Origin of the sequence: Achromobacter sp. Marseille-Q0513 (genome assembly GCF_018195695.1) — a bacterium.
In the GTDB taxonomy this organism is placed as follows: domain Bacteria; phylum Pseudomonadota; class Gammaproteobacteria; order Burkholderiales; family Burkholderiaceae_B; genus Achromobacter.
On the sequence record NZ_JAGTJY010000365.1, the window covers coordinates 1 to 1,403 of the forward strand.

The 1,403-nt window shown below is 70.8% G+C and carries 1 protein-coding gene; it reads right to left on the reverse strand.

Going from position 1 to position 1,403, the window contains the following annotated elements; genetic code table 11:
- Positions 1-201: 201 nt before the first annotated feature.
- Positions 202-1,403, reverse strand: a 1,202-nt coding sequence (locus KDH83_RS30665; RefSeq protein WP_212322805.1) for a FapA family protein, incomplete at its 5' end; no start/stop codon positions are given.

Here is a 1,403-nt window from a genome sequence, read left to right on the forward strand (position 1 = left end):
ATCCCACCCGCCCGAGCGGATGGAAATGCGCGCCCACCGCATCGGCCGCCGCGCGCGTGGTTCCGTGAACTGGCGCCGGGCCAGGACGAGGGCGCGGGCGGGACGTGACGCTCGCGGACCCGTCGGCAGCGGCGCGGTCGCCGGCTGTCGCGGCCCGGAGCGGGCCAGGCGCGGCAAGGTCCGCGCCGCCCGCAATGTCCGTCAGCGGATGACGATCTGGCCTTCTTCCAGCGCGGCCTTGCCGCCAACCTGGTCTTCCAGGAATTCCTGCATCTTGTTGCCGATCTGGATCTTCACGCCGCTGCAATAGCGCCGGCTGGCCGTGATGCTGGCCGTGTGGATCGGCTGCAGGTCGCGCACCAGCTGGGCCTCTTCCTCTTCCAGCGTGACCAGGTCGCGGCCCAGCTTGGCGTGGGTGTTGCGCGCGCGGTCGACCACGTCGCCGGTGGCGCGCTCGGGGTGCGAGTGCAGGAACAGCAGCAGCTGTTCGAGCTTGGCCTTTTCCTCGTTCATCTTCACGCGCTTGCGCGTCAGCGCCGATCGCTTGATGTCGGCGTGCGGGTCCAGGCCCGCCTGCACCAGCGTGGGCACGCCGGCGGGCGAACCGATGGTGCCGGCGCGCACCGCCTGCAGGGCGCGGATCTGGCCGCCCATGATGGCGGTCTGCTGCGCGTTGGCCGCGCCCACGTTGACCGCGCCGCCGGCGGCGATGCTGCACTGGCGGATCTCGCGCTCGACTTCCACGTTCTGGCCGGCGCTGATGATGGCGTTCTCGATGAAGCGGGCCTTCAGCTCGCCGCCGCAGACGATGTGCGCGGTGCGGGCCGGGCCGGACGCGTCCTGCACCGCCTCGGCCATGCCGATGATGCCGCCCTTGACCGTGACGTTGCCGCCGGCCTCGACCAGCGCCGCTTCCATGGTGCCGTTGACGACCACGTCGCCGGTCACGCGCACTTCCATGGTGGCGCTGATGTCGCCCCGGACCTGCAGCGAGCCTTCGAAATTGATGTTGCCGGTGGTCAGGTCCACGGCGTCCACCTCGACGACCGGGTTGACCTGCACGCCCTGGTTGATCAGCTTGGGGCTGCCGGCGATCGCCGCGCGCAGCAGCAGGGGATCTTCCGGATCGATCTCGACGCCGGACATGTCGCTGGAGAATTGCGTGTCGGCCATCTCGTCGGGCAGCACGGGCTGGCCCAGCACGTCGCGGCCGTCGATGCCGGGCAGCGGCGGGATGCGGCGCATGAGCGGCGTGCCCGGCGTGACCAGCAGCAGGCTGCCCAGGTCACGGTAGTCCACCTGGGCCAGTTCGTCGATTTCCTGGGCGCGCGGCTTGAGCCGGTCCAGCAGGCTTTCGAAGCGGGTGGGGGTGCCGCGCGCCCAGGAAATCGACGAACTGGCCC